At 44.5% G+C, this 22,454-nt stretch carries 20 protein-coding genes and 1 pseudogene; 13 read left to right on the top strand and 8 right to left on the bottom strand.

The genetic code is table 11. The annotated features are described in order from the left end of the window. Nucleotides 1-47: 47 nt before the first annotated feature. On the top strand, nt 48-1,382 hold the full coding sequence (locus tag KO537_RS10345; RefSeq protein WP_219234433.1) for a dicarboxylate/amino acid:cation symporter: 1,335 nt from the start codon (nt 48-50) through the stop codon (nt 1,380-1,382). A gap of 74 nt (nt 1,383-1,456) precedes the next feature. On the opposite strand, the gene KO537_RS10340 is transcribed toward KO537_RS10345, so the two are convergent. After that, complete coding sequence (locus tag KO537_RS10340) at nt 1,457-1,873, bottom strand: META domain-containing protein (RefSeq protein WP_219234432.1); 417 nt, start codon at nt 1,871-1,873, stop codon at nt 1,457-1,459. Between the two features lie 71 nt (nt 1,874-1,944). Between KO537_RS10340 and KO537_RS10335 the strand changes: the two genes are divergently transcribed. Then, a complete protein-coding gene (locus KO537_RS10335; RefSeq protein ID WP_219234431.1) occupies nt 1,945-2,175 on the top strand; it encodes a hypothetical protein in 231 nt (76 codons plus the stop codon). Nucleotides 2,176-2,211: 36 nt separating this feature from the next. Here the strand turns inward: KO537_RS10335 and KO537_RS10330 are convergent, their stop codons facing one another. Beyond that, a complete protein-coding gene (locus KO537_RS10330; protein WP_219234430.1) occupies nt 2,212-3,228 on the bottom strand; it encodes a GGDEF domain-containing protein in 1,017 nt (338 codons plus the stop codon). Nucleotides 3,229-3,396: 168 nt separating this feature from the next. Between KO537_RS10330 and KO537_RS10325 the strand changes: the two genes are divergently transcribed. After that, complete coding sequence (locus KO537_RS10325; RefSeq protein WP_219234429.1) at nt 3,397-3,939, top strand: GNAT family N-acetyltransferase; 543 nt, start codon at nt 3,397-3,399, stop codon at nt 3,937-3,939. 80 nt (nt 3,940-4,019) lie between these two features. Next, on the top strand, nt 4,020-4,370 hold the full coding sequence (locus KO537_RS10320) for a hypothetical protein (protein WP_131525100.1): 351 nt from the start codon (nt 4,020-4,022) through the stop codon (nt 4,368-4,370). A 38-nt stretch (nt 4,371-4,408) separates the two neighbouring features. On the opposite strand, the gene KO537_RS10315 is transcribed toward KO537_RS10320, so the two are convergent. Beyond that, on the bottom strand, nt 4,409-4,813 hold the full coding sequence (locus tag KO537_RS10315) for a GNAT family N-acetyltransferase (protein WP_219234428.1): 405 nt from the start codon (nt 4,811-4,813) through the stop codon (nt 4,409-4,411). 796 nt (nt 4,814-5,609) lie between these two features. Here KO537_RS10315 and KO537_RS10310 point away from each other — a divergent pair. Continuing rightward, entirely contained in the window at nt 5,610-8,024 is a 2,415-nt protein-coding gene (locus KO537_RS10310) for a TonB-dependent receptor (protein ID WP_219234427.1), read from the top strand. Between the two features lie 116 nt (nt 8,025-8,140). On the opposite strand, the pseudogene KO537_RS10305 reads toward KO537_RS10310, so the two are convergent. The 3 genes and pseudogenes from KO537_RS10305 to metK all read right to left on the bottom strand — a co-directional run. Next, nucleotides 8,141-8,466, bottom strand: a pseudogene (locus KO537_RS10305) (transposase); the annotation flags it as partial. Between the two features lie 77 nt (nt 8,467-8,543). Continuing rightward, nucleotides 8,544-9,029: a hypothetical protein gene (locus tag KO537_RS10300; RefSeq protein ID WP_219234426.1), complete on the bottom strand. Its 486-nt coding sequence runs from the start codon at nt 9,027-9,029 to the stop codon at nt 8,544-8,546. 155 nt (nt 9,030-9,184) lie between these two features. Then, complete coding sequence (metK, locus tag KO537_RS10295) at nt 9,185-10,336, bottom strand: methionine adenosyltransferase (protein WP_028761631.1); 1,152 nt, start codon at nt 10,334-10,336, stop codon at nt 9,185-9,187. A gap of 445 nt (nt 10,337-10,781) precedes the next feature. On the opposite strand from metK, the gene tkt reads away from it, so the two are divergent. The 6 genes from tkt to nhaD all read left to right on the top strand — a co-directional run bounded on the left by tkt (nt 10,782) and on the right by nhaD (nt 19,154). Further along, on the top strand, nt 10,782-12,776 hold the full coding sequence (gene tkt / locus KO537_RS10290; RefSeq protein ID WP_028761630.1) for a transketolase: 1,995 nt from the start codon (nt 10,782-10,784) through the stop codon (nt 12,774-12,776). A 116-nt stretch (nt 12,777-12,892) separates the two neighbouring features. Beyond that, nucleotides 12,893-13,909 carry an erythrose-4-phosphate dehydrogenase gene (gene epd / locus KO537_RS10285; protein ID WP_105250098.1) on the top strand — a complete coding sequence of 339 codons (1,017 nt, stop codon included), beginning with the start codon at nt 12,893-12,895 and terminating at the stop codon, nt 13,907-13,909. Between the two features lie 134 nt (nt 13,910-14,043). Continuing rightward, a complete protein-coding gene (locus KO537_RS10280) occupies nt 14,044-15,219 on the top strand; it encodes a phosphoglycerate kinase (RefSeq protein ID WP_131525104.1) in 1,176 nt (391 codons plus the stop codon). A gap of 223 nt (nt 15,220-15,442) precedes the next feature. Next, a complete protein-coding gene (gene fba, locus KO537_RS10275; RefSeq protein ID WP_028761627.1) occupies nt 15,443-16,510 on the top strand; it encodes a class II fructose-bisphosphate aldolase in 1,068 nt (355 codons plus the stop codon). Between the two features lie 205 nt (nt 16,511-16,715). Further along, complete coding sequence (locus KO537_RS10270; protein ID WP_219234425.1) at nt 16,716-17,453, top strand: DUF481 domain-containing protein; 738 nt, start codon at nt 16,716-16,718, stop codon at nt 17,451-17,453. A gap of 231 nt (nt 17,454-17,684) precedes the next feature. After that, nucleotides 17,685-19,154: a sodium:proton antiporter NhaD gene (nhaD, locus tag KO537_RS10265; protein ID WP_028761625.1), complete on the top strand. Its 1,470-nt coding sequence runs from the start codon at nt 17,685-17,687 to the stop codon at nt 19,152-19,154. Nucleotides 19,155-19,347: 193 nt separating this feature from the next. On the opposite strand, the gene KO537_RS10260 is transcribed toward nhaD, so the two are convergent. Both KO537_RS10260 and KO537_RS10255 read right to left on the bottom strand, forming a co-directional pair. Beyond that, a complete protein-coding gene (locus KO537_RS10260) occupies nt 19,348-19,866 on the bottom strand; it encodes a hypothetical protein (RefSeq protein ID WP_219234424.1) in 519 nt (172 codons plus the stop codon). Nucleotides 19,867-19,876: 10 nt separating this feature from the next. Next, nucleotides 19,877-20,698, bottom strand: coding sequence for a cytochrome C (locus KO537_RS10255; protein WP_168824862.1), 822 nt, complete (start codon nt 20,696-20,698; stop codon nt 19,877-19,879). Between the two features lie 429 nt (nt 20,699-21,127). Between KO537_RS10255 and KO537_RS10250 the strand changes: the two genes are divergently transcribed. Then, on the top strand, nt 21,128-21,877 hold the full coding sequence (locus KO537_RS10250; RefSeq protein WP_105250092.1) for a helix-turn-helix domain-containing protein: 750 nt from the start codon (nt 21,128-21,130) through the stop codon (nt 21,875-21,877). Continuing rightward, nucleotides 21,870-22,424, top strand: a complete 555-nt coding sequence (locus KO537_RS10245) for a hypothetical protein (protein ID WP_113939813.1) — start codon at nt 21,870-21,872, stop codon at nt 22,422-22,424. The genes KO537_RS10250 and KO537_RS10245 overlap by 8 nt, the downstream gene beginning before the upstream one ends. The last annotated feature ends 30 nt before the right edge of the window (nt 22,425-22,454 follow it).

The raw sequence follows: 22,454 nt of genomic DNA, 5'->3' as shown, positions 1-22,454 counted from the left end.
AGTTTTGGTCTTTGCCCCATCATAGTTTCGAATTCAAGGTTATCAATATGACAAAACAAAAGTCGTCAGCATTAGGCCGTGTTTGGTCTCGCTGGATGTCAGTGCCGCTGTGGCTGCAAATTGTTATCGGTATGGTGCTAGGTATTTTAGTGGGCATCATCTTCGGCGAGCAAGCGACTCACTTAAAGCCGATAGGCACCTTGTTTGTTAATTCCATTAAGATGCTGATTGTGCCATTGGTGTTTTGCTCACTGATTGTGGGCGTCACTTCGATGCAAGATACGAACAAGATGGGGCGTATTGGTTTTAAATCTTTTGCGTTTTATCTCTTTACCACGGCTATCGCGATCACTATCGGTTTAATTGTCGGTTATGTTCTTCAACCCGGTGCTGGTTTAGGTTTGTCATTGGCAGAAGGCGCGACTCAAACTGCCAAAGAAATACCTTCTTTAATCGATACTTTGATCGACATAGTGCCGACGAACCCTATTGCGGCTTTAGCAAGCGGGCAAATTTTGCAAGTTATAGTATTTGCGATTGTTTTAGGTATCGCCTTAGTGCTGATTGGCGAGCATGGAAAACCTGCAATTAAAGTGTTCGAAAGTTTAGCTGAGGCCATGTATAAAATGGCCGACATGGTGATGAAGCTCGCACCCTACGGTGTATTTGGGCTAATGGCTTGGGTAGCGGGGGAGTATGGGATTGATATGCTCTGGCCACTGATCAAAGTCATTATTGCTGTGTACCTTGGCTGTATTATTCATGTGATTGGATTCTATAGTTTGTTATTGCGCGGATTTGCGAAGTTAAGCCCGCTGCAGTTTTTTAAAGGGATTAGCAATGCAATGTTAGTGGCGTTTACCACGTCGAGCTCTGCAGGCACGCTCCCTGTGAGTATGAAGTGTGCGAGTGAAAATTTGGGGGTTCATAAGAAGATCTCTAGCTTCGTATTACCGCTAGGCACCACAATCAATATGGATGGCACAGCATTATACCAAGGGGTCACAGTGCTGTTTGTGGCACAGGCGTTTGGTATCGACCTGACTGTCGTCGATTATCTCACCATTATTTTAACGGCGACGTTGGCCTCTATTGGTACTGCGGGTGTGCCCGGTGCGGGTTTAGTGATGTTGACTTTAGTACTCACAACCGTAGGGCTTCCCTTAGAAGGGGTGGCATTGATTGCGGGAATTGACCGTATTTTAGATATGGTGCGTACTGTGGTAAACGTCTCCGGTGACTTAGTGGCGACGACTGTCATTGCAAAGTCTGAAGATGAGTTGGATATGGCGCATTATAATGCCGACACAGATCAAAGCGCCGTAATCGCCGAACAGAATATCGCCCTCGAAATTGCAGCGGCTAAGAGTGTCAAAGCATAGGGAGCTTTTATTGCTGGTTCGTTAACTAAAAAAACCGCCATTGGCGGTTTTTTTTATGCTGACAAGTTTTATGGTTACTTCATTTGGCTTAACACTAACACTGGCTTGTCGTCGCTGTTAAGTAAGGTAAGTCGGCCTTGCACTAATTTTGCTTTGGTAACTAATGGCATAGCTTGCATCACTTTGTGCTCTTGCTGCATTAGGGCATCCACACAGGCTTTCATTGTGCTACCGGCAGGAGATAGCTTAAGCTCTTCGCCTTGCTGAGTATATTGACCGAAAAAGTTATTGCAGCTGTTGTTGCCATGTAATTTACCTTCGGCCTCAAAGGTGATTTGCGCTGGGCTGTAATCGATAATCGGTTGGCCTTGAACCATTTCAATGTGCCAGTTGCCTTCTAATGGAATGGTCTCATTTTGGGTGATATCGGCACTTTGGCAGGCGGTGATGCCTAAGAGTAATGCACCTAAGATGAATGTTTGTTTTAACATCGTTGCGGTTCCTTTTTCCATGATTATGGCCATAGTGTGACAAGTTTTTCGTAAGATCTAAAGGGGTTTATATGACAGGCTCATTTAAAAGTACTCTGAATTTGTTGAAGTTTTTACATTGGTTAGGTGTATTGATGCTAGTTTGTGGACTTGGGTTTTATATGTTGACGCAATGGAGTCTAGAGATAAGCGGCATGTTATTGATCTCAAGTCTGATTGGTTTAGGATTAGTCTTAATGTCGCCCTATCCTGTGGTGCTGTTTATCCAATGGGCGAAGCACCAAGATGAGCATTCCAAGTAATTTTGTACTGCCTAATTAAGCCTAAATTTCATTAAATCAAAGCTCTGCCGAATCTGCGGCGGGATTATCGTACAAGCTTGAGTCAATGGCGGGTTCTACTGGCGTGTCTGCGGCTTGTGGTACAGGTGGGCGCATTGAATCGAGTTTACTCCGTGCGAGTTCCATCATAGGTGCAAGTTTGGCGCTGGATTCTGGGGTAAAAAAACTGTAACTCACATCGAGTTTTAGCTGATGGTTTTGTTGTTCTAGCTGTTTTTCCACCCGCTTCATAATATGTAGAACATCCCGTTCACCATCCACAAAAGCAAGTACCACAAATTGAGTGCTGTTGTAATGGGCGGCAACGTCAGCGGTTCTTATCGTATCTTGGATCAACTTGCCTAACAGCCTGTGGTGATTATCTTCGAGGGGGATGGGCGTGTTATCCGGACTCAGTAATTCAAAGAAGATGATGCCTGCATGGGCACCAAAGCGGCGGCCTAAATTGAGCTGTCTTGGCGCCATCATCAAAAAACCATAATTATTGAGCATGCCGGTTTCTTGGTCGCGCATCGAAAGGGATTCAATTCTATGGTTCTGACACAGCAGAGATAATTCCTGTTGCAGCAATATCTGAAACGGTTCGAGCATAGCGGCATTGACTAGTGGCTCTGTTATATGCGGGTTGAGTACACACAGGGCACCAAATTGGCTACCATCCGGCCAAGCGATAGGACGTGAGAGAATATGCTGAATACCATCAAAATCCCTTGGTAAATCCTCTAACATAAAGCTGCCGAGGTTTTGATATAAACCATCAGGTTGGCTGTTTTGTATCTGTTTGAAGAGTTCGAGTTCTGGTGGATATAAAGTGCCCGCGGTAAATTGTGGTGTTTCAGTGATTGCGCTGACAATGATCTCAAATCCTGCGCTGGTCTTTTGGAATATAAAAACCGTGTTAGCGTTGTAATAGCTTTTGATGAGCTCACATTGGTGCATCCAGCGAGTGAGATTCACTTGCTGATTGTCGCTATCAAGTAAACTCAGGTTGGGATTGATGGTCTCGGGCAACATACAAACGCCTAACTAGGGCTAGATATCCATTAAGTTTGGGAAATAAAAGGGGATTTAGCAAATCAAGGCACTAAATAGCACCTTGTTCTAGCTGTGCCTACTAAGCCAACCGAGTATACTGGCGGGCTGAAATTGGGCCCAAAGCCAACATTATGCTGTGAGAACATTGTGAAGATTAGATTAGCCTTACCCCAAGATGTTGATTTATTAGCGATGCTAGAGAAAAAACATCTCAATGATGAATTAGCCTCCGCCAGTATGGGGTTACAAGGGCAAGCTTTTTCCCACAGTGAATTGAGCGCATTAGTGCAGCACCATTGGGTCGTGGTGGCGCAGGTTGAGCAGCAGATCGTCGGTTATGTGATTGCAGGCCGTTGGGGATTTTTCGAACATTGGCCCATTTACCGCACTTTGTTGAATCGTTTAGGGCAACTCGATTGGGATGGACCTAAATTAACTAAGGTCAATTCTTGCCAATACGGGCCGATATGGGTGCAGCAAGCCTACCGTGGGCAAGGGATTTTCGAGGCATTAGTCCATGAAATTCGTCGCCAAGTTGCTCCGCATTTTAGCTATATGTTGACCTTTATTGCTGAAGATAATGAACGTTCCTTTGCCGCTCACTCGGGTAAAGCGCACATGCAGGTTGTGGATTTTTTCACCGTTTCGGCAAGAGATTATTATTTAATGGTGGCAAAGACCCAAGCTTAGTTGTTCGATGATAGAAATTAAGGATTCAATCTCTACTGTGTAAATAACCCGAGTTCAGGTTAAATAACGGAGATAAATACATGAATGTACAATTTGTTGAGTCACTATTAACGGCCTATGCCGAAGTCAATTTATCGGCTTGGGACAACTTGAGATTGGTCCTATCTGAGTGCGCTCACCATGAATGTGAGGCGAGGGGATTTGAAGTCGAGTTTATCTCCGATTCAGGGCAAGTGCAGCATTATTGGGTACAAGTGGGGAATATTTGGCTCGATTGTGGTCGAACCAATGCCTATTCGACGGTGATTACGCGACTGACCGATAAGGAACTTAGCCGTGTAAACTCCAAGAGCGCGTTAGAATGCGCTATTTTATCCCAAGAGCAGATTGGTCTACTCTGCATGCAAAACGCCCATTTCGATCATTGCTGAGAGTGTTAATTCAGTCCGTTTCTCAATCGCTTTTTTGATCAATACTTCTTCATCAGAAAGATGCGCTGAGGGTCAGTGGTGACAGTGCCTATGATCTCAAACCCTTGTTTTTCATAAAACACAGGTGCTTGAATCGATAAGGTATCCACTTGAGCTACCAAGCAACCCCGCTGTTTCGCCTCTGCTTCTGCAAGTGCCATCAGTTTACGCCCAAGCCCTGCGCCTCTGGTTTGCTCATCAACCCAGACGACATTGATTAAGAAGTTTTTATAGATAGTTCGACCACCCACACCACCAATCAACTTGCCAGCTTCATCACGTGCAATGACAGTCAAAGGTACTGATTTCTCTGGTCCTAAGAGCCCAGCATTATATTGCCGAACGCCGTCTACCAGCTCATCCACAATCGCGGTATTTTCTTCACTCATAACTTCAAAGTTCATGTCAAAAACTCTTTCTGGAATGTGATTACTTTATAAACGTAAAAGGTATTTATTAAGATTTTACATCGGTTGATGAAAATTCGGGGCCAGTGTTATCTATACAAATGGCCATATTTCGTAATATAAACAGATGATACTTAGCCTATAACATTTTTCAGTGCTGATACCACTCTGAAATGGGATGAAGAATTCTCTTCGGTATAGACGATCATCAAATGATGTTCATCAATACTGCCCAATTTTAGCGCCGTAAGATTGCTGGATAAATAATGAAATTAAGTTTTTCTCCAAGCGACCCTTTCAGCACTAATAGGCTCTTTTTACCACTTGGCTAGACTCGTAGTACATCGGCATATCTTCTCACTTTATTTGCATCTTCTTGTCCGTGGCATCGTTATCCCCTTGTATTGGAAACCTGCAATTAAGCCCTGTTCGAAATAGTAAGGCATAAAATGTAACTATGATTCAGATAACGCGATGGCTCAGATAATGCGATGGGTGGTTAAGATAAAACGGCTTAAATAAAGCTTTTAGACAAAGTGTTTACTTCTTTTAAATTCATATTTTTCAATCGATTAAATATCTTTTTGCGGTGAATGGAGGGGTTTAGCCCCCCTTTGTCGTGTAGTTCATTCAAGCGATGAATGTAAGCAAATTACGATCAATTTCACTAAACGTAAATGTTATTTCTGTTGTATTCAACTTTTGATTGATCTCACTAATGTTAATCATTATCATTCGCGAAATCATTTATAGGTTACATTTGTAAACTAAGTTTACTAAACAGGAGAGGTTTATGTTATTTCGTCAAACTTGCTTGGCAGTTGCCATTACCGCTGTATTTGCGGGTAATTTTGTCCAAGCCGAAGAGGCTCCCGACAGAAAAATGGAAGTTATGGTTGTTACTGCCTCTGGATATGAACAGAAATTGGTTGATGCACCTGCCAGTATTTCTGTTATCACCCAAGAAGATTTGATGATAAAACCTTATACCACTCTCCTAGATGCAGTGCGTGACTTGGAAGGGGTTGATATTGGTGAAACCCGTGATAAAACAGGGCAAGGTACCATCAGTCTACGCGGTATGGGATCTGACTATACCTTAATCCTTGTCGATGGTAAGCGTCAGAACAACCATGGTGATATTTATCCAAACAGTTTTGGTGGCAATCAATTTGGTCATGTACCACCACTTGATGCTATTGATCGAATTGAAGTTATTCGTGGGCCAGCATCAACGTTATACGGTGCAGATGCTCTAGGTGGTGTGGTGAACATCATCACTAAAAAAGTGGGCGACGAATGGTCTGGCTCTATCACTCACAGCCGAACTCATCAAACCAATGATGCCTATGGCGAAGATATCACTACCGATTTCAGCGTGATGGGTCCCCTCATTAAAGGCGTTCTTGGGTTATCGATTCATGGCAGTATTTATGATCGAATGGGGTCTACACCAGAGTATGCACCAGTAGATTATCCCAATGGAGAAGTACGCACTCGTTCACTCGGTTTTGGTGGTGGCGGTAAAACCGTCGATAACGAAAATCATATGTTAGGTGGGAGTTTAAGTTGGACGCTAAATGAACATCACAAAATTTGGTTTGATTTAGATTCCTCATCTCAAGATTATGATAATACGCCACTGATCAATGATAACGGTGAACGCGAGTATCCGCTTGGTACTGTTGATAATATCGATAGTCTCTGGATTGCCAGTAACTTCTGTAAAGGCGGCGTAGGTTCCCGTGAGGCTGCTTGTCTAGCCAGCGGTGGTGAATGGGCAAGACGATCAAATCCGCGAGCGGGTTACAGCGAGACTCAAAAATTTACCCGTGATGCTTGGGCGTTAACCCATGAAGGTGCTTGGGATTTTGGTACAAGCTTTGTGTCACTATCCTATGTAGACACACAAAATAATGGCCGCACACTTCCATTTACCACTGCTGAAAGAGTATTACTACTGCAGATGATTGATGGTAAAGGGGATTACACCGGCATGACTGAAGCCGAACGTAAAGCGATTGCTGAATCCACTTTCCTGCCTAGACCTAAACGCGAAATGGCAAGTAATCAATATACGCTTGATATGAAACTCGATATTCCATTTGAAGCTGCAGGAAATCATGTCGCAGTGACGGGGGCGCAGGTGATTCGTGGTGAGTTGAAAGACGGTGTATTTGGTATGGAAGAAGGTACGCCGGGCGCAGTACAAGAACACAATATGTGGTCTGTTTTTGTTGAAGATACATGGAGCATGACTTCTGATTTATCTGTTACTGCGGGTTTACGTCATGATGATCATGAAATATTTGGCAACCAACTCAGCCCACGTCTATACGGCGTTTACACCATTAATAATGAGTGGACTGTAAAGGGTGGGGTGAGCACAGGCTTTAAAACACCTAAAACCACACAATTGTATGATGGTGTCGTTGGCTTTGGTGGCCAAGGAACCTCACCGCAATTTGGTAACCCAGATCTCGAAGCTGAAACCAGTGTGTCCAGCGAAGTCGCCCTGTATTGGTCTCATCCAGATGGCCATAATTTTAACGTCACTATCTTTAAAAATGACTTTGACGATAAGATTGCTTCACAACCCTGTGGTAAAGGTACGAGCATAGAATGTTCCGATGCGGGTGAATATGCTGATTTAGGTTATGCAGTCAGTAGCAAAACAGTCAACATAGATAAAGTTACTATTCAAGGTGCTGAGCTCGCGGGACGTTGGGAAATTCTAGATGCCTTAACGTTAAATGCTAATTATACCTACACAGATAGCGAGCAGAAAAGCGGTGCAGAGCAAGGCCGTCCACTCGGCAACAGTGCCAAGCATATGGCAAACGCGACATTAAAATGGGAGTTGACCGACTCATTTAACGTATTCTTGACCTCAGAATACCGTGCTAAACGTTATCGCTCTTGGGATATCATTAATGATGCTCCACTCTACTATAAGGGTTATAACGTGTTCCATCTTGGTGGTTCTTATCAGGCGAGTGAGTTTGTCACCTTCAACATGCGAGTAAATAACTTGTTTGATAAAGATTTTACTTCATACGATATTGTCTTCACCGAATGTAGTGACACTAGCACCACTTGTGTCTCTGACGATAATGGCCAAAACGGATACACAGCATCTTACGTTGATGATTTTAATAACAAAGATAAGGCCCGTAACTTCTGGGTTGGTATGAATGTACGTTTCTAAACGAATACCCTGTGCATTAGCCATTATTTGATATTCATGGGCGATAGATAAAACTGAGAGTTACCCGTTTGATAAAGGTATCCACTATCAATTAAACAATAGGGTAACTCTCATTACTCATTACTCAGTGCACCTGCACTGTGCTGGTGAGTCCGCACTATCGAGCCATCAATAAAGACCCATTCCGTGTCGGCCATTTTCACTAAAGCTTTGAGTAAATAGGCCTGAATGTCTTTTTAGACCATAAATGAAACCCTCTAAAAACCGTACTCCAATGGCTCAACTCTTTGGGTAAATCTTGCCAAGGGATACCTGTTAGAAGGTGGTAAAGAATGCCTTCGAATGTTTGTCTATGTTCAGGTTTATCATAAACACGGCCTGTGCTTTTCATTAAATGAAATAGTGTTTCCCAGCGTGCATTGGTTAGCATCAGTATTGGCATGCTGTCTAAAAATCATCCTCGAAAGCTCAATAGACCCTAGATGAAGTCAGAAAAATTAAAGGTGCTAGCGTATAAGTCTAAAGTATCAACCATTGCCCGTTTGGGTAAGTACCAATATAACCAAAGGGGATTCTTCCACAGAGATACCAAAATAGGCGTTCACTCGTAAAGGCTGAAAGTTTAACGTCAGCTAGGAGCAGTGTTGCGAGCGTATTAGCGTCATCGGATGTCAGCGCGCATATTTCTGCAACGGGAATAATTTTCCAAGTGGCGAGGTAAGCTGACTTAGAAATTTCATCGACTTCGTTATCAGAAATCCAAGTATGCACACCATTTATTACTGCCTTTGTTTTTAACGAATTTGCCAAGTCATGATCTGTTACACACAGGCTTTCATAGTGGATTTCGTAAGGTGTTTCAAAAAAGGCTTCAGGATCGGATTCAAGAAAAGCGGCGATCTCCTCTAATGTACCGTATGTCTTTGCTGTTTCTTCTGGCAGACCTACATTGGCTGCCCATGCACAAGATTGAAGTTGCTGTAATAAGATGGCGTTATCGGTCATGGGGTCAGTGCACTCTAATGGTCTGTGTATATGCTGCTTTTTATCTTGCCATATTTGTCTTAGCACTATTAATCTAACTAAATGTCAGACATAAAAAAACCGCTGGGTAGCGGTTTTTCATGGGTCTTAAGTGTAAAAATTGAAATGAATTAAGACTATAGACCCGCGTCAGCGCGCAATATTTCGGCTTTATCAGTTGCTTCCCATGGGAATTCGCTGCGGCCAAAGTGGCCATAAGCGGCGGTCGCTTGATAAATTGGACGTGCTAAATCTAGCATGGCCGTTAAACCGTATGGGCGCAGTTCAAAGTGTTGACGTACTAACTTGATCAGCACTTCTTCAGACACCTTACCGGTACCGAAGGTCTCGATGCTGATAGAGGTAGGCTCTGCCACACCAATAGCGTAAGACACTTGGATTTCACAGCGATCAGCAAGACCTGCTGCAACTATGTTTTTTGCCACATAACGTGCAGCATATGCCGCGCTACGATCCACTTTTGATGGATCTTTACCAGAGAATGCGCCACCACCATGACGGGCCATGCCGCCGTAGGTGTCAACGATGATCTTACGACCCGTTAAGCCGCAATCGCCTACTGGACCACCGATAACAAAACGGCCAGTTGGGTTGATAAAGAACTTAGTGTCTTTGTTTAACCATTGAGCCGGTAATACAGGCTTGATGATGGTTTCCATCACGCCTTCAATTAAGTCGGCTTGTGAAACGTCATCTCTGTGTTGAGTCGATAACACAACTGCATCGATACCGACAATTTTGCCATCATCATAGGCAAAAGTGACTTGGCTTTTCGCATCTGGGCGTAACCAAGGTAGCGTGCCATTTTTACGCACTTCAGACTGACGTTTCACTAATGCGTGAGCATAGGTGATAGGTGCAGGCATCAGAATGTCAGTTTCGTTGTTGGCATAACCAAACATTAACCCTTGATCGCCAGCACCTTGCTCTGCAGGGTCTGCGCGGTCTACACCTTGATTGATGTCGGGTGATTGCTTACCAATGGCGTTTAATACTGCGCACGAGTCTGCATCAAATCCCATATCTGAATGGGTATAACCAATTTCACGCACCGTTTTACGGGTGATTTCTTCAATATCAACCCAGGCAGAGGTAGTGACTTCACCACCGACTAATACCATGCCGGTTTTGACATAAGTTTCACACGCTACGCGTGCTTTTGGATCTTGAGCCAGAATTGCATCTAGCACAGCATCAGAAATCTGATCTGCAATCTTATCGGGATGACCTTCTGAGACCGACTCAGAAGTAAACAAGTGCTTTGCCATAGTAGGAAAATCTCGTCGTTAGCATTCAAACGTGTAGAAGCATCTACATCTAGACGGCTATTTTAGTTTAAATCCGATTGCCGATCACCCCCGATAATAAAAAATCCTCTCAGATTGTGACCTGAAAACGACTACGCTCAGTCATAAATAGGTTATTTTTCTTATATTTCATAGTATTAAGTTTGCTATGTTTTTGAGAAATTTATTTCTCCATTACAAGTGATCCTTGCTATGCCCTCTCAAGTAAACGCTAGCAAAGTGACCGGCTTGTTTCTGCGACTTGTATACCCAAGCGACCTGAATCCTGCATCTTCAGGTTGTTTGGGTATATATTCGCCCATCTTTTGCTGAGTGAATGGCAATTTTAGTTTGCGTCACACTGGCATGTAGGGGAAAATATGCATCCAAATTGCCCGCTAGACCCCACAAACAAGCAGGAGAGAGCATGTCTTCCCGTAAAGTACTCGCAAACGCAATCCGTGCGTTAAGTATGGATGCAGTTCAAAAAGCAAATTCAGGCCATCCCGGCGCCCCAATGGGTATGGCAGATATTGCTGAAGTGCTGTGGAATGATTTCCTTAAGCACAACCCGAACAATCCGAAATGGGTAGATAGAGATCGTTTTATCCTCTCTAACGGTCACGGTTCAATGCTGATTTACTCTTTACTTCACCTGACTGGTTATGAATTACCAATTGAAGAGCTTAAACAGTTCCGTCAATTGCATTCTAAAACCCCGGGTCACCCAGAATACGGTTACACCCCAGGTGTTGAAACCACAACGGGTCCACTCGGTGCGGGCATCAGCAACGCTGTCGGTATGGCGATTGCTGAGAAAACCTTAGCGGCACAGTTTAACCGTGATGGTCACGATATCGTTGATCACTATACTTACTGCTTCCTCGGCGATGGCTGTTTGATGGAAGGTATTTCCCACGAAGCCTGTTCATTAGCCGGTACTTTAGGTTTAGGTAAACTGGTCGCATTTTGGGATGATAACGGTATTTCTATCGATGGCCATGTTGAAGGCTGGTTCACCGATGATACGCCAAAACGTTTTGAAGCTTACGGCTGGCATGTGATTGCCGGTGTTGACGGTCACGATAGTGCGGCAATCCGTGCTGCTATCGAAGCGGCGAAAGCGGTGACTGATAAACCAACCATGATTTGCTGCAAAACCATTATCGGTTTTGGTTCACCTAACAAATCAGGCAGCCACGATTGCCACGGCGCGCCACTAGGCGATGCGGAAATCGCAGCAGCCCGTGAATTCCTTGGCTGGCCACATGCGCCATTCGAAATCCCTGCTGACGTTTATGCGGGTTGGGATGCCAAAGAAGCCGGTGCTGCCCGTGAAGCAGCGTGGAACGAGAAGTTTGCAGCTTATCGCGCAGCTCACCCAGAACTGGCTGCTGAATATGAGCGTCGCGTTCTGAAAGGTGAATTACCGGCTGATTTCGAAGAAAAAGCGCAGGCATTCGTGCAAGCATCACAGGACAAAGCCGAAGGTATTGCGAGCCGTAAAGCCTCACAAAATGCCATCGGTGCATTTGGCGCTATGTTGCCTGAACTGTTAGGCGGCTCTGCTGACTTAGCGGGTTCTAACTTGACACTGTGGTCAGGTTCTAAAGGTATTCAAGACGATCCAGCTGGTAACTACATTTACTACGGCGTGCGTGAATTCGGCATGAGCGGCATTATGAACGGTGCTTCGCTGCATGGTGGTTTCATCAACTACGGCGCAACTTTCATGATGTTCATGGAATATGCTCGTAACGCAGTCCGTATGTCGGCGCTGATGGGTATTCAAAACATCTTCGTTTATACCCATGACTCTATCGGTCAAGGTGAAGATGGCCCAACGCATCAACCAGTTGAGCAATTAGCTAACCTGCGTATGACGCCAAATATGGCCGTATGGCGTCCATGTGATGCGGCAGAAACGGCAGTTTCTTGGAAAGCTGCGATTGAGCGCCGTAATGCACCTACGTCACTGATCTTCAGCCGTCAAAACCTGAAAGCGCAAGCGCGTACCGCTGAGCAATTAGCCAACGTGGCTAAAGGTGCTTATGTACTGCAAGACTGTGCGGGTACACCAGAACTGATCCTGATCGCAACTGGTAGCGAAGTACAATTGGCAATGGATGCAGCCGCTGCACTGACTGAGCAAGGTAAACACGTTCGCGTGGTCTCTATGCCATCGACAACTGAGTTCGATAAGCAAGATGCCGCGTATAAAGAATCTGTATTACCACGTGCTGTGACTAAACGTGTGGCTATTGAAGCAGCGCATACCGATTTCTGGTACAAGTACGTCGGGTTTGAAGGCACAGTTGTAGGCATGACCACATTTGGTGAGTCTGCGCCGGGTAACGTGCTATTGAATCACTTCGGTTTCACCGTTGAAAATGTGCTGAATGCTGCAAAATCATTGGGCTAATGGCTCAAGGGATTAGATTCAATACAAAAGGTTAAACTTTTTAAGTGTTAATCTGTATAATGCGGCCTGCAATCGTTTGCAGGCCGTTTTTGTATTAAGAGGAAATTGAGACCTCAATGATCCGAGTCGCTATCAATGGTTATGGCCGTATCGGCCGCTCTATTCTCCGAGCTTTATATGAGTCTGGAAAACGGCAGCAAATGCAGATTGTCGCGATTAATGAATTAGCTAAACCTGAAGCCATTATTCATCTGACCCAGTACGACACCACCCACGGTCGGTTTGCGCACAAAGTGAAGCTTGTTGATGATCATATGCTGATTGGCGACGATGCGATAAAAATCCTCCACGAGCCCGATCCGGCAAAACTCCCTTGGCACGAGATGGACATAGATATTGTCTATGAAGCCACAGGCGTATTAGTTGATCGTCAAAGCTGCGAAGCCCATATTCATGCTGGCGCTAAACAAGTGCTGATAAGCCATCCATCCTCAGCGGATGTCGATGGCACGATTGTCTATGGTGTGAATCACGATTTACTCCGCGCCGAACACACAGTGGTTTCCAACGCTTCTTGCACCACAAACTGTATCGTGCCTGTGATCGATGTGCTCGATCGCCACTTTGGCGTTAAAAGCGGTGCGATTACCACTATCCATTCGGCGATGAACGATCAGCAAGTGATTGATGCTTACCATGATGATTTGCGTCGAACCCGCGCTGCTGGTCAATCGATTATCCCTGTCGACACTAAGCTTGCCCGCGGTATTGAGCGGATCTTGCCGCACATGAAAAATAAGTTTGAAGCGATTTCGGTGCGCGTGCCCACCATCAACGTGACCGCCATCGATTTGTCCGTGACCTTAGAAAAAACCGTCGATATTGCCACAGTCAATCAGGTGCTGGAATCAGCCGCCAATGGGCGATTTAACGGCATCTTAGGCTATACTGATGAGCCCTTAGTCTCATGTGATTTCAACCATGATCCGCGCTCCAGTATTGTCGATGGTACCCAGACCCGCGTGAGCGCCGGTCAGTTGGTGAAGTTACTCCTGTGGTGCGATAACGAGTGGGGTTTTGCCAATCGTATGTTAGATACGAGTTTGGCGATGATCGCGGCCAAGCGAGGCTGATAAAAGTAGATTATTCACTTGTGGGTCACTGAATTTATGCCAATTCGACGGGATGTCGAGCGCCGAGCGGCAGTCAATTCATACCGGCTATGTGTGAAACAGTTTGTTTTTTGATTATAAAAGGAAGCGTTACCATGGCAATTATCAATATGTCAGATCTGGATCTACAAGGTAAGCGCGTGCTTATCCGCGAAGATCTCAATGTCCCTGTCAGCAACGGCGTCGTCACCAGTGACGCACGTCTGCGCGCCTCTCTACCGACTATCGAGTTGGCCCTTGAAAAAGGTGCGGCTGTGATGGTGATGTCGCATTTAGGTCGTCCGACCGAAGGCGAATACAATGCTGAATATTCTATGCAACCTGTGGTCGATTATTTGGCAAAAGCCCTGTCTTGTCCTGTGCGTTTAGCGACCGACTATTTAGATGGCGTTGACGTTGCCGTGGGTGAAGTGGTTGTGTTCGAAAACGTGCGTTTCAACGTGGGTGAAGGTAAGAACAACGAAGCCTTATCGAAAAAAATGGCGGCGCTGTGTGATGTCTATGTGATGGACGCCTTCGGTACTGCACATCGTGCCCAAGCATCGACCCATGGCGTGGGCATGTTTGCCCCAATCGCCTGTGCCGGTCCATTACTGGCACAAGAATTAGATGCCTTAGGCAAGGCATTAGATAATCCTGCGCGTCCTATGGTGGCGATTGTCGGTGGCTCTAAAGTGTCAACTAAGCTGACCGTGCTAGAAAGCCTTTCGGGTATCGTTGATCAGTTAGTGGTTGGCGGTGGTATTGCCAATACTTTCATCGCGGCGGCGGGCTACAATGTTGGTAAATCACTGTATGAAGCGGATTTGATCGACGAAGCTAAGCGTTTAGTGGCTAATGCTAAGAGCCGTGGCGCCGATATTCCTGTGCCGACTGATGTGGTCGTTGCGGGCGAGTTTAGCCCAACTGCGACAGCGACGTTAAAATCGGTTAGCGAAGTCGCTGATGGCGAAATGATTTTCGATATTGGTCCAGATAGCGCTGAAGCACTGGCTAAAATCATCGAATCTGCTGGTACTATCGTGTGGAACGGCCCTGTGGGCGTGTTCGAATTCGACCAATTCGGTGAAGGTACTAAGCGTATCGCCCAAGCGATTGCTGATTCAAAAGCGTTCTCTATCGCAGGCGGTGGTGACACTTTGGCTGCGGTTGATAAGTACGGTATTGCCGATAAAGTGTCTTACATTTCGACTGGCGGCGGTGCTTTCCTCGAGTTCCTCGAAGGTAAAGAATTACCGGCTGTTGCTATGTTAGAAAAACGCGGCGCTTAATCATTAAGTTTTAAAAAACGCGGCGCATAAGACGCCGCGATAAGCTCTGATAACATCAAAGCTTTGATAAAAAGTAAAAAATTATAAAAAAACCGCCCGTATTCATCTAAGGTGCTTAATTTAAGTTGTTTATTTAAGGTACAGAGTTGAATGCGGGTATAAAAATCCATCCAAACGATAGCGACCTCGGTGATAGATATCACCCTATTATTGGAGTTAAAAAATGGCGTTAATTTCCCTACGACAACTACTTGATCACGCAGCAGAACATGGATACGGTGTGCCTGCGTTTAACGTTAACAACTTAGAGCAGATGCGTGCCATCATGCAGGCCGCTGAAGCAACAGACAGCCCTGTGATAGTGCAAGCTTCTGCTGGCGCGCGTAAATACGCTCGCCCACAGTTCTTAAAATATTTGATGGCAGCGGCTCTTGAGCAGTACCCAGATATCCCTGTGTGTATTCACCAAGACCACGGTACCGATCCTGATATTTGTCAGCGTTCTATCCAATTAGGCATGTCATCAGTCATGATGGACGGCTCTTTGATGGCTGACGGCAAAACGCCTGCATCGTACGAGTACAACGTTGATGTTACCCGTCGTACAGTGGCATTTGCCCATGCGTGTGGTGTGTCAGTTGAAGGTGAAATTGGCTGTTTAGGCAGCTTAGAAACTGGCCAAGCTGGCGAAGAAGATGGTGTTGGTGCATCAGGTATTTTAAGTCACGATCAAATGTTGACTAGCCCTGAAGAAGCGGCGCGTTTCGTTGCCGATACCCATGTTGATGCACTCGCGATTGCTATCGGTACTAGCCATGGTGCATATAAGTTCAGTCGTAAACCGACGGGCGATGTACTGCGTATCGACCGCATCAAAGAAATTCATGCGCGTATTCCTAACACTCACTTAGTGATGCACGGTTCATCTTCTGTGCCACAAGAGTGGCTAAAGATCATCAACCAATATGGTGGTCAGATCCCAGAAACCTACGGTGTGCCATTAGAAGAAATCGTAGAAGGTATCAAACACGGTGTACGTAAAGTCAACATTGATACCGACTTACGTTTAGCATCAACGGGTGCTGTTCGTAAATTCTTAGCTGAACACCCGAGTGAATTTGATCCACGTAAATTCCTGAAAGCATCAATGGAAGCCATGGCCGATATTTGTACGGTTCGCTATGAAGCTTTCGGCTGTGCAGGTCAAGCATCTAAGATTAAGCCATTGTCTTTACAAGCAATGTATAAAGCGTATCAGTCTGGCGCGTTAGATCCTAAGATCAATATGTAAGCGTTATCGCTGAGATAAAAACCCGCTAAAGCGGGTTTTTTTATACTTAAAATAGCTGCAATTTTCATTTTTTAATCGTAAATGTTAATATCGCGCAGATTTTCAGGGGAAAATACTAACCCTTATTAATATGTGCTTATTCAGCATCGCTGGGACGAACAGATATTTATAGGGATTGGATTTAACGGAACAGGAACGGATAAACATGAAGAAAGTACTGACCGCAGCACTATTAATGGCTGCACCTTTTATGGCGACAGCTGGGGCCGATTTTGTAAAAGGCGATGAGACATTCGCAGGTGAAGCTGAGCTTGGTGCAACCTTAACCACAGGTAACACTGAAACCTCATCATTCAAAGGACGTTTAAATCTTAAGCATGAGCTTGGCGATTGGGAGAATCAGTACTTACTCGAAGGTTTATATAAAGAGGATACAGGTTCTGTTACCGCGAAACGCTATTTAGCGGGCGCACAAGGTAACTACAAGATGACAGATCGTAGCTACTTGTTTGCTAACGGTAATTATGAAGTTGATCCGTTCACAGGTTATGATTACACGCTATCTGGCGCAGCGGGTTATGGTTATAGATTCTATGATACTAGTAAGACCTTTTTAGATGTCGAAGTCGGTCCAGGTTATATCTATCAGCGTCTTGATACAGAGCAAGCACTTATCGAAGGCCATGACACCAATGACAGCGTCGTCGCTCACGGCGTGATCAACTTTGAAACCGAAATCACTGACACCTCTAAATTCCAACAACGTTTCGTTGCCGATTACGGTGATAAGCTCGATGCCCGTTCTGAAACTTCGTTAACGGCGAATATTATCGGCGCATTAGCAATGAAGTTTGCCATTATTGTGCGTTACAACAGCGAGCCGTTGGATAATAAGAAAAGTACAGATACAGAAACCAATATGACCTTGTTATATTCCTTCTAATGCTGTGACGCTGATTAGAAACTAAAAAGCACCTTTGAGGTGCTTTTTTATTGGCTCTTTTTAGACTAAGTTAAATGTTTCTTTATTAGTTATCGCTGTAGTTATACAAAAATTAATGTTTTAAATGCCTTTGGTTATAGGGTAATGCATAGAAAGTTGCGTTTTATCAACATTTACTATGCCGAAGCTATGGTAATTTTCGACTAATTTCCTACGTAGAGATGAACTTTAATGAAATTACAGCGGTTGTTTAAAGGCAGTGGAATGGCGTTATGGAGTCTATTCTGCGTTGCAATATTGAGCGGATTCTCACCTGCAGCATGGGCTATGACAGAAGGGATAGAACGGCTTAATTTAACCGCCTCGAGTGTGGGTTATGTTGCCGTCTTTGTGTTTGTACTTGCATACATAATGGTGATGGCTGAGGAGTCGTTACATTTACGCAAGTCGAAACCTGTGCTGGTCGCGGCAGGGATTATCTGGGGCATGATAGGTTTTGTGTATGTACAAAATGGTATGTCTGAAGTGTCGGAAACTGCATTCAAACATAACTTGCTTGAATATGCTGAGCTTCTACTCTTCTTACTCGTGGCGATGACTTATATCAATGCTATGGAAGAGCGAAATTTGTTTGATGCCATTCGTGGTTGGCTTGTCGGCCGTGGGTTTAGTCTAAGAACCGTATTTTGGTTGACGGGGTTTATGGCGTTCTTTATCTCACCCGTGGCAGATAATTTAACGACTGCGCTATTGATGTGTGCCGTGGTGATGAAGGTGGGGGCAGGGCAACGCAAGTTTATCACCCTAGCCTGTATCAACATTGTTGTTGCGGCTAATGCGGGTGGTGCGTTTAGTCCGTTTGGTGATATCACGACCTTAATGGTGTGGCAAAAAGGATTAGTGCACTTTAGCGATTTCTTCCATCTGTTTATTCCTGCTTTAGTGAACTTTGCATTACCCGCTGCCATTATGAGTGTGTTTATTCCACATTTTGTGCCAGAGCCAGAAAAAGAGCATGTTTATACTAAGCCGGGTGCTAAGCGAATTGTTGCGTTGTTTTTACTCACAATCGCTACGGCAGTGTGTGCTCATTCCTTCTTAGGTATGCCGCCTGTATTGGGTATGATGACGGGATTAGGTTTCTTACAATTTTTTGGTTTTTATCTGCGTAAAACCTTCAATCGTTCCGTTGCCCGCGAACGTGCAAAGGCTGAATTGCGTCAGGACGAGCAGCGTCTGCAGCAACTTGGTAGTGTGGTGCCCTTCGATGTGTTTAGCAGGATCTCCCGCGCTGAATGGGATACCCTGTTGTTCTTTTATGGTGTAGTGCTATGTGTGGGTGGCCTTGGCTTTATGGGGTACTTGAGCTTAGTATCTGAGGCTTTGTATTCCAATTGGGATACGACCTATGCCAACGTGGCTATCGGTCTGTTGTCTTCGGTTGTTGATAATATTCCGGTGATGTTTGCTGTGTTGACGATGAACCCTGAGATGGCCTTAGGCCAATGGTTACTGGTAACGTTAACCGCAGGAGTTGGGGGCAGTTTATTGTCAATTGGCAGTGCTGCAGGGGTCGCGTTAATGGGACAAGCTAGGGGGATTTACACCTTTGGTGCCCATTTGCGTTGGACACCTGTCATTGCGCTGGGTTATATCGCGAGCATTTTAGTACATATGTGGCTCAATGCCGCGATGTTCTAAATAAAAGTACTGAGCATTCATCATTTGGGCTGTATTGACGTTTGTGAGTCGTTTTGTAGCGGATAATATCGCGAATTATTTAGCGAACAACATCGATCTAACAAAATTCAATCGCATAACGTCTAGATATCAATGAATAAAATAGAGGCATCCGATGGATGCCTCTATTTGTTTGGATATGTCATGGGAAGGATTATTGCGGTAGAACTTGGATTAAATCCAGCTCGTTATTGGCTTTTGCACCGTAGATCTGAATCGCGACTTTAATTTGTGCCACTGAACCACTTGGATCCTGCTGAGCCCAATCTAAGCCTGCTATCTCAAATTGATATTGACCGCTTGTGACTTCGGTTAATTTACCGCTGCATTCTCCAAGACTTTGGCAACGATAATTTTGGGTAACATGCCAGTGTTTCCATGCCTTCGGATTCGAGGATTCCTTGGCTTTGTCGGGGAACCCAAAATAGTAAATATCATAGGTTTTAGCCGCAGTGATCGCCTCTTGTTGCGCATCCGTCAGTGAAAATTGAATTGTCCCTGTACTCGAGTCAAATTGCTCAAGCTTGAGATTTATCTGCGTTGCTTCATCAATGTTTATTGCATTTTCGACGGGAGGTGGCTGCGGAGTTTCAGGCTCAGTGTTATTGCTGTCACTGCCACATCCTACGAGCATTAATGTTGCGAGGGTCAATGTGAGTAATGGGTATTTCATCACAGTCTCCTTAATTGAAATGCCCTGTATGGCAAGTGGTGCATTCCATGTCTGTTTTTACACTTGCCGCTGAGCCTAGTGTGCTAGTACTACCGTGACACGTTTGGCAATCTTGTGCATCTGGTGTTGGCTTACTACCAACAAGGGCGCCGATATTCTCCCCTTGATAGGCACGATTCAATACATCGACTAAGTAATAAGCCATAGACGCGGATAAGCGGTAACAGCGTTCACCTTTTTTCGCGAATGGTAAGCCAGAAGCCTTTGACCAGTTACTGATAGATGAGTGACATAACACGCTCTTGGCTTTTGATGAACTGCCCACAAGAGCCGTTTTTTCTGCTGTCGAGCCAATACCAGTAACAAATTCAGGTGAAGATAAAGGGAGCGTTGTATTTTCGTAGTAGCGGAAGGTATTGGCTATCACGGCGTTATTGTGACCATTAATGTCATCTAAAATATTCACTAACATGCCTATCGCATTAAGATTACCGCAGAGTGTGCCTTGACCCGTTACCCCTGCAAAACCATAGGCGGCTAATGCCGTTGGAATTGTTTTGAACTTGTCTGCATCGGCACTATTAGATTGGGCTAGCATAGTCACAACGGCATGAAAAACTTGGTGCATACAACCACCACCCGTTTCATAGGCCAGTTTTGCTGTTGCCATTGCATCAAGTGGAACGTATTTAAGTTTCTCTCCTATCGCTAATTGATATTGACCATCGGCATTCGTTGCCGCGAGAACCGATGTTCCCATGAGTGTTGCACCTGCCGCAGCGGTGCTAATACCAATAATACGGGTTAATGCTTGACGTCTATTTATGCTCATTATGTATTTCCTCTATGTAGGATTACTTCTATTTATCAAATGCTAAAGATAAATTGATGGCGTAAATTCTAAGCATGCTTGAGATAAATATTGTGATTTATGCCGGAGGATATTTGCCTTTTACATGAGCGGTAAATAGCGTCACTAAAATAGAATTAACCGACTTAAATTCTGCATTTTAATTAACTAAACAGATTGCAAGGTGCTCATTGTCCCGATATTTGTTATATTTATGTAAATTTATGCCGAATTTCCCATGTGCTAAATGGCATTTATTCCTGTGAGTTAACGCATGTTTTTGCCTAATAGCGCTGAACTTGGGGGTCGTCTCACGAAAATTAACTATTTGCTGACTTGGGTTAGCAAGATCACATTAATCATTAGTTAGTTTGCATAGACTTAACTTTGTGTTTTTATGGAGTTGAGTGGATGTTGATGCAATTGGGAGACTGCAGGTTTGATCGGGAACGAGGCATACTGATTGAGTTGTCTCGCGATGAATCTTGGCATCTTCCTCGAGCCGAGTTACAAGTGCTTAATTTGCTTGTTGAGCATCAAGGTAAGTTGGTTTCTAAGCACATGCTGAAGACGGGGGATGGAAAGCATCCGCCGCTAACTGATACCTCTGTGGCCCGTGCTGTTTTTATGCTTCGCAGCTTTCTTGGACCTCAATATGAGGGCTTGATTGAAACCGTGAAAGGCCAAGGTTATTTACTCCAACCATCTAATGGGACTGAGTTTAGAGGTGTTAATTACCTCAGATTGCACACAGTGCCTTTGTGGAGTGCCTTAGTGTTATTCGGGTTTATGTTAGCGTTTTCGGTGTTTTATTTGAATCATACGGATCACAGCAAGCCAACCCAAGCACTTATGACCTCAATATTACCTTTGGCTTCTGGCCAGCAAGTACGATTACACTTATTTGCTGATTCCAATACTAATAACACTTTACTCTTCGAGTTAGGTGAGCGCTTAAGTGCAGGATTAATCGCCTGCGGTCAAAGTGATTGGGCTGATGTCTATGCTTCTTTGTCCCATGATAAACAAGTGCTTAATATTACTTTTCGAGGCGAAAAACTCGGTCAGTCAGTGATCCGTAATATTAAAATCAGTGATTTCACTCGACCGAAAACCTTCATCGATGCTGCTTGGCTGCAGGAGGTTAATATCTGTGGCTAAATGGCTAAAGTGGACGATTAATATTGTTATCTTGTCGGCATTGATTATGGCCTGCGGTGTGATATACAAACAGTCGGCTACCAATCAGACGATGATTTTAAATTGCAGCTCTGAATTATTCGACCGCCATTCTAGTGCCAATCCTAGCGGCAGCTCGAGTGTTAGCAGTGACGGTAAATTTTACCTACTCGTGGATGTTTTGATTGCCGCTGACAATACGCAGATCAATTATCGTTACTTTAATATTGACGGTACGAGTGCGGGCAATATTTTAATGCAAGGCAAAGTCGACAGTATTGAGGCCAATAGCATGACCTATAAAGTTACCGTTAAAACGAAAACGGAATCTGAAATTGAAAAGCAAAAAAATTGGCCAGAACATATGAAATATCTATCCTATATCAGCAGCTTACATTTTAATGACTCGGAAATGCACAATCTCAGTATCGAGGTGTTAGATATGGATGACACCAAAGATTATGCCGTGGTCCTTTTTCAGCCTAGCAATACTATTTGTGGATGCAGAATCGTAAATAGTCGAATTTAATCAGTGAATTTGAGTTTATTTCAGTTAAGA

The organism is Shewanella sp. NKUCC01_JLK, from assembly GCF_019345615.1.
In the GTDB taxonomy this organism is placed as follows: domain Bacteria; phylum Pseudomonadota; class Gammaproteobacteria; order Enterobacterales; family Shewanellaceae; genus Shewanella; species Shewanella oncorhynchi.
Note: the sequence above shows the minus strand (reverse complement) of the source record. Positions and strands in the feature narration are given on the sequence as shown.